The 6,778-nt window shown below is 66.9% G+C and carries 6 protein-coding genes and 2 pseudogenes; 4 read left to right on the top strand and 4 right to left on the bottom strand.

The window, feature by feature from the left end:
- The 4 genes and pseudogenes from ELR45_RS31200 to ELR45_RS42225 form a co-directional block, all read left to right on the top strand.
- Positions 1–369, top strand: a pseudogene (locus ELR45_RS31200) (sugar-binding protein); the annotation flags it as partial.
- Positions 356–1,315, top strand: coding sequence for a carbohydrate ABC transporter permease (locus ELR45_RS31195; protein ID WP_129669769.1), 960 nt, complete (start codon positions 356–358; stop codon positions 1,313–1,315). The pseudogene ELR45_RS31200 and the gene ELR45_RS31195, both read left to right, overlap by 14 nt.
- A gap of 3 nt (positions 1,316–1,318) precedes the next feature.
- Positions 1,319–2,155, top strand: coding sequence for a carbohydrate ABC transporter permease (locus tag ELR45_RS31190; RefSeq protein WP_129669768.1), 837 nt, complete (start codon positions 1,319–1,321; stop codon positions 2,153–2,155).
- Positions 2,152–2,887, top strand: a pseudogene (locus ELR45_RS42225) (LacI family DNA-binding transcriptional regulator). Before ELR45_RS31190 ends, ELR45_RS42225 begins: the two are co-directional and overlap by 4 nt.
- Here the strand turns inward: ELR45_RS42225 and gatB are convergent.
- The 4 genes from gatB to gatC form a co-directional block, all read right to left on the bottom strand.
- Positions 2,877–4,391, bottom strand: coding sequence for an Asp-tRNA(Asn)/Glu-tRNA(Gln) amidotransferase subunit GatB (gene gatB / locus ELR45_RS31180; protein WP_129669767.1), 1,515 nt, complete (start codon positions 4,389–4,391; stop codon positions 2,877–2,879). The pseudogene ELR45_RS42225 and the gene gatB sit on opposite strands and share 11 nt — an antisense overlap.
- On the bottom strand, positions 4,391–4,609 hold the full coding sequence (locus tag ELR45_RS31175; RefSeq protein ID WP_129669766.1) for a hypothetical protein: 219 nt from the start codon (positions 4,607–4,609) through the stop codon (positions 4,391–4,393). Before ELR45_RS31175 ends, gatB begins: the two co-directional genes overlap by 1 nt.
- 91 nt (positions 4,610–4,700) lie before the next feature.
- Positions 4,701–6,227, bottom strand: a complete 1,527-nt coding sequence (gene gatA, locus ELR45_RS31170) for an Asp-tRNA(Asn)/Glu-tRNA(Gln) amidotransferase subunit GatA (protein ID WP_129669765.1) — start codon at positions 6,225–6,227, stop codon at positions 4,701–4,703.
- On the bottom strand, positions 6,224–6,523 hold the full coding sequence (gatC, locus tag ELR45_RS31165) for an Asp-tRNA(Asn)/Glu-tRNA(Gln) amidotransferase subunit GatC (RefSeq protein ID WP_129669764.1): 300 nt from the start codon (positions 6,521–6,523) through the stop codon (positions 6,224–6,226). Before gatC ends, gatA begins: the two co-directional genes overlap by 4 nt.
- Positions 6,524–6,778: the final 255 nt, after the last annotated feature.

Below are 6,778 nucleotides of genomic sequence, written 5' to 3'. Positions count from 1 at the left end.
GACCCGGAGAACGTCGTCGGGAACCCGACGAACTTCTTCTCCGTTCACGCCGACTCTCCACTCAAGGAGGTCGCGATCAACTACCTCAAGCAGGAGATGGGCTCCGACGAGTATGTGCAGGCTCTGCTCGACATCGGGGATATCCCCGCCGTCGCCGACATCGAGCCGCTGATCGAGGGCCACGAACACGAGGAATACTTCACGTCCGTCTACAACATGGCCGCCAACGCTCCAAGCTTCCAGCTCTCTTGGGACCAGGCGATCGAGCGCCCCCAGGCCGAGCCGATGCTCGAGGCCATCGAGAACGTCTTCCTCGGTAACATCGACGCCGAAGGCTTCATGCAGGCAAACGAAGATGCAGCTTCCTGACCAGGAGACCTCGCTTCCGGCCAGGCGCGCAGCCAGCCGGAAGCGGGCGCCTCGACGGACCGGAACCGACCACGCACCCCGCCCGAACGCGTGGTACCTCATCCCGGCTCTCCTCTTCTTCCTCGCCTTCGCCGTAGTGCCGCTCATCCTCGTGGTGGTGCTGTCGTTCTCGTCCTGGCCCGGTTTCGGCGACGTGGAATGGAGCGGACTGGACAACTGGGAACGGCTGTGGAACGACGGCCGAGTCTGGGACTCCACCCGGATCACACTCCAGCTGACGGTCCTGACCTGGGTGACCCAGACCCCGATGGCCATAGGCATCGGAGTATGGGCCGCGGGTACGCAGCGCAACAGGGCGTTCCTGTCGTCGATCTTCTTCCTTCCCCTCCTGCTGTCGTCCGCCGCGATCGCCGTGCTCTTCCACCGATTCCTCGACCCGAACTACGGGATGGCCAGCGATCTGGGCCCGCCCCTCGGGTTCCCGGACGGAAACATCCTGGGCACGTCGCACGGGGCGTTCATCGTGATCGTCTTCGTGAGCGGCTGGCAGTGGATCCCCTTCCACAGCCTGCTGTACCAGGCGGCGGCACGCAACGTCCCCACGGTCCTGTACGACGCGGCCACGATCGACGGCGCGAACAGATGGAACATGTTCTGGCAGATCACCCTGCCGCAGCTGCGCTACACCGTCGTCACATCATCAGTCATCATGATCGTGGGTTCGCTGATCACCTTCGAGACCGTGCTGCTGCTCACCGGCGGCGGACCTGGCGGCGCCACCCGGATCCTGCCATACCTCATGTACAGCGCCGGGTTCGAGTCGTTCGAGATGGGCTACGCCGCGGCCATCGCGACTGTGCTGGTGGTCGTCGCCACGACGATCTCGCTCATCATCGTCAAGTTCTCCGGGTTCGCGAAGATGCGTTCCACGCTGGAAGGGATGTAGCCGATGGCTCAGCATTCATCGCCCACCGCCCGGCCGAACTGGATCGCGGGCGGGCTCTCCACGATCTGGCTGATCATCATCGGTGTCCCGATCATCAGCATGATCGTCTGGGGTCTGACCACGGAGCGCGCGTTCCGCGACGCCGGCCCGCTGGCGATTCCGACCGTGTGGACCTTCGACAACGTCACCGAGATCATCGACCGCGGTTTTCTGGGCTACTACTGGAACACGGCGATCATCACGGTGGCCAGCATCGCGCTGTCGCTGGTCCTCGCGCTGCCCGCTGCCTACGCCATCGTCCGCTCCCGGAGCTGGCTGGCGAGCGCCTCGTTCCGGATGTTCCTGCTCGGGCTGGCGATCCCCGCCCAGGCCGTGATCATCCCGCTTTACCTGATCATCACCGAGATGGGCCTGTACGACACACTCATCGCTGTCATCCTCCCCACGGTCGCGTTCACGTTGCCCCTGGTCATCCTGATTCTGTCCGGTGCGTTACGGGACGTGCCGCGCGACGTCTACGAAGCCATGACGCTCGACGGCGCGGGGTCTTTCCGGATGCTGGTCAACGCCGTGATCCCGATCGCCCGCGGGAGCATCTCGGCGGTGTGCATCTTCGTCGGCCTGAACGCGTGGAACAGCTTCATCTTCCCGCTGATTTTCATCCGCAGCGAGGAGAACACCGTGGTCACGCTCGGCCTACGGCAGTTCCAGCAGGAGTTCGCGGTGGACATTCCCGGTCTGATGATGGCTGTGCTCATCTCCGCCATCCCGGTGTTCCTGCTGTACCTCTTCGCCCGTCGTTGGCTGATCGCCGGGCTCGCGGGTGCCGGTGGAAGGTGACCGACGACAACAGGGTCACCATCAGCGTGATCGCGCAGGAGGCAAGGGTATCGGTGCCGACCGTTTCCCGGGTGGTCAACGGCCGGTCGGACGTCGCACCGGCCACGAGGCACCGGGTGGAGGAGCTGTTGCGTCGGTATGGCTATCGGGGCCGCTCCGCTCGCAGCGACACCAGCGCGCGCCTGATCGACCTGGTCTTCAACGACCTCGAGCCTCTGACGGCGTCATCCTGGTCGCCTCTGCCCTCGACTCCCCGATGTACGAGGAACTGCACCGCCTCAACGTGGCGATGGTCGTCGTCGATCCCGCCGGAGGCCCGACACCCACGGCACCAACGATCGGCACCACCAACTGGGCCGGCGGCCTGGCCGCGATGGACCATCTGATCTCGCTCGGGCACCGGCGTATCGGGGTCATCGCCGGGCCGCGGACCCTGATCGGCAGCCGCGCCCGCCTCGACGGCTACCGGGCCGGGATCGAGGCGGGCGGCCTCGCCTTCGAGGACGAGCTGGTCTACGAGGGCGACTTCTACCACGAGTCCGGATTCGCAGGCGCCAATGCGTTTCTGGCACTCCACGATCCACCGACGGCCATCGCCGCCGCCAGCGACATGGGGCGCTGGCCGCCCGCACCGTTCTCCGGCTAGCCGGTGGCGAGGAGATCGAGAGCCCGCGGCTCGAACTCGCCACCACCCTCATCCCCCGCGAGAGCACAGCCCTGGCTAGGAGTTGAGGCGCTCCAGGATGAGCTCGCGGACGCGTTTGGCGTCGGCCTGGCCCCGGGTCGCCTTCATCACGGCGCCGATCAGCGCGCCGACGGCGCCCATGTTGCCGCCGCGGATCTTCTCGGCGACGTCGGGCTGGCCGGCGATCGCTTCGTCGACGGCAGTGCCCAGAGCGGACTCGTCCGAGACGATGGCCAGGCCGCGGGCCTCGACCACCTGGTCGGGAGAGCCCTCTCCAGCAAGGACGCCCTCCACCACTTGGCGGGCGAGCTTGTCGTTGAGAGCGCCTTCTTTGATGAGGGTCTCGACACGGGCGACGTCCACCGGGGTGATGCCGGCAGCGTCCAAGGGGGCGCCGCGCTCATTGGCGGTGCGAGAGATCTCACCGAGCCACCACTTCTTCGCGCCCGCGGCGTCCGAACCGGCGACGATGGTCTCCTCGATCAGCTCCGCGGCGCCGGCGTTGACGACGTCGCGCATCTCCAGGTCGGTGAAGTTCCACTCCTGCTGGAGGCGGGCACGACGGGCGGCGGGAGGTTCGGGCAGTGTGGTGCGCAGCTGGTCCACCCAGTCCCGGGATGGAGCGACCGGAACGAGGTCGGGCTCAGGGAAGTACCGGTAGTCCTCGGCCTCCTCCTTGACCCGCCCCGAGGTCGTCTCCCCGGTGTCCTCGTGCCAATGACGAGTCTCCTGAATCACCGTCTCACCGGCGTCGAGCACCGAGGCCTGGCGACGGATCTCAAAGGTCACGGCGCGTTCCACCGAACGCAGCGAGTTCACGTTCTTGGTCTCGGTGCGGGTGCCGAGCGTCGTGGTGCCGGATGGCTTCAACGAGACGTTCGCGTCGCAGCGCATCTGACCCAGCTCCATCCGGGCGTCGGAGACACCGAGGGCACGGATCAGGTCGCGCAGCCCGGAAACGTACGCACGCGCGACCGCCGGAGCGATCTCCGGTTCTACCTCGATGGGCTTGGTGACGATCTCGATCAGCGGGATGCCCGCGCGGTTGTAGTCCAGCAGCGAGTGGCTGGCGCCGTGGATCCGGCCCGTGGCCCCGCCGACGTGTAGCGACTTGCCGGTGTCCTCTTCCATGTGCGCACGCTCAATACCGATGTGGACGGTCCGCGGGCCGTCCTCGGTGTCGACGGTGACCTCAGTCCACCCGTCGTACGCGATCGGCTCGTCGTACTGGGAGATCTGGAAGTTCTTCGGCATGTCCGGATAGAAATAGTTCTTCCGGGCGAACCGGCAATGCTCGGCGATCTGGCAGTTGAGCGCCAGACCGATGCGGATCGCCGACTCCACGGCGGTCTGGTTCACCGCCGGCAGCGCGCCGGGCAGGCCCAGGCAGGTCGGACAGACCTGCGAGTTCGGCTCACCGCCGAACTCGGTCGAGCATCCGCAGAACATCTTGGTGATGGTGCCCAGCTCGACGTGGACCTCCATGCCCATCACCGGGTCGAACCGGGCGATCACATCGGAGAAGCTCGGAAGCGCGACTGCAGTGGGCATCAGGCCTCGTCCTCGAGCTCGACGATCCGCGAGCCGTCGTCGCCCTCACGGATCTCTCGCACGGTGATGGCGATGGTGACGGCCACCGATGCGACGCTCAGCCCGGCGTCGATCATCTTCAGCTTGTCACCCTCGTTCTTGGCCTTCGAAAACGTCTTGATCGCCGAGCCGGCCGCGAAGACGCCGCCGACCACTCTGATGATGTGCTTGATGTTCATTAAAGGCTCACCTCAGATGCCTGTATGTGCGCGCATTTTCCAGTATCAACGGTCCACCATCGATCTTCCCATGCGAACCGGCCTCAACGGGTCACGAACCTGCCGGCTCGGGCACCTTGTTCAGCAGCGGTCCGCCCCACTCCGACACCAGTGCCTGCTCCAACGCCGCGCCTACCCGGTAGAGCCGGTCGTCGGCGAGGACAGGAGCCATCACGTGCAGCCCGACCGGCAGGCCGTCTTCACCGGCCAAGCCACACGGGAACGACGCCGACGCGTTGCCGGCCAGGTTACTCGGAATGGTGCACAAGTCGTTCTTGTACATGGCCAGCGGATCGTCCACCTTCTCCCCGATGGGGAACGCCGTGGTGGGCGCGGTGGGCGAGACCAAAACGTCCACCTGTTCGAAGGCGACGTCGAAGTCCCGGCTGACCAGGGTGCGCACCTTCTGTGCCTGGCCGTAGTAGGCGTCGTAGTAACCCGAGGACAGCGCGTACGTTCCGAGGATGATCCGGCGCTTCGTCTCCGCGCCGAACCCGGCGCCGCGGGTCAGGTTCATGACCTCCTCGGCGCTGCGTGCACCGTCATCCCCGATCCGCAGCCCAAACCGCATGGCGTCGAACCTGGCCAGGTTCGACGAGACCTCGCTGGGCAGGATCAGGTAGTACGCAGGCAGGGCATAGACGAAGTGCGGGCAGGAGACCTCGACGACCTCGGCCCCGAGTTTGCCCAGCACCTCGACCGCTTCGGTGAAGCGAGCCTCGACACCGGCCTGGTAGCCCTCGCCACCGAGCTCCTTCACCACGCCCACCCGCAGGCCGGCCAGGTCACCGTCGGCGCCGCGCATGGCCGCCGCGACGACGTCCGGCACGGGCTGGTCGATGCTCGTGGAGTCGAGCGGGTCGTGCCCGGCGATGACCTGGTGAAGCAGCGCGGCGTCCAGCACCGTACGGGCACACGGTCCGGCCTGGTCCAGACTGGATGCGCAGGCGATCAGGCCGTACCGGCTGACTCCGCCGTAGGTCGGCTTGATTCCCACGGTGCCGGTCACGGCGGCAGGCTGACGGATCGAGCCGCCGGTGTCGGTGCCGATCGCCAGCGGAGCCTCGAAGGACGCCAGCGCCGCCGACGATCCGCCCCCGGAACCGCCCGGGATCCGGCTCAGATCCCACGGGTTGCGAGTGGGCCCGAACGCCGAGTTCTCCGTGGAGGAACCCATGGCGAACTCGTCCATGTTGGTCTTGCCCAGGATGACGATGCCCGCTTCGCGCATCTTGCGGGTGATCGTGGCGTCGTACGGTGGCTGCCATCCCTCGAGGATCTTCGAGCCGGCCGTCGTCGGCATGTCCGCCGTCGTGACGACATCTTTCAGCGCGAGCGGGACGCCGGCGAGCGGGCCTAACCGCTCCCCCGCGGCGCGCTTCGCGTCGACCTCCGCAGCCGTGGCCAGCGCACGTTCGGCGTCGACATGGAGGAAGGCGTGCACGCCGGTCTCGGCGTCGTCGACGGCGGCGATCCTCTCGACGTGGGCCTGTGCTACCTCGACCGCGCTGACCTCGCCCGACGCGATCGAGTCGGCGAGCTCCGCGGCGGTTCGCCTGAAGAGACTCGGCTCTGTCACTGTTCTTCTCCCAAGATCTGCGGCACCCGGAAACGGCCGTCCTCCGCCTCGGGCGCGCCCGCCAATGCGGCATCCGGCGTCAGACCGGGACGCGGCTCGTCGTCGCGGAATGCGTTGGTCATCGGCAGGGCGTGCGACGTCGGTGGGATGTCGTCGGCAGCAACCTCGGACACCTGGGCCACGGCACCGATGATCTGGTCGAGCTGGCCGGCCAGATGGTCGAGCTCAGCAGGCTCGAGCTCGAGGCGGGCAAGGCGCGCCAGGTGGGCGACCTCGTCGCGACTGATCGAGGGCATGAACGTGGTACTCCTCCGTCGTCGTGGCTGACTCCGGCGCTCTGGATGAGGTGAAACGCCCGGGCTTTAAGGTCGTTGCCGATCCTACGCTAACGCCACCGGCTGTTCACCGGCTGTGCGCTACAACCAGTGCGACGACGCGGTGGCGGCCGGCTCCGGAGGACCCTTAGTGGTCCGCGCCGTAAGTCCGTCGGGTGTTAGTCGGTCTGCCAGGCGGTGTGGTCGTTGAGGTAGAGCCCGCAGGCGCAGTCGAGG

This window comes from Phytoactinopolyspora endophytica (genome assembly GCF_004138495.1).
Taxonomy (GTDB): domain Bacteria; phylum Actinomycetota; class Actinomycetes; order Jiangellales; family Jiangellaceae; genus Phytoactinopolyspora; species Phytoactinopolyspora endophytica.
Note: the sequence above shows the minus strand (reverse complement) of the source record. Positions and strands in the feature narration are given on the sequence as shown.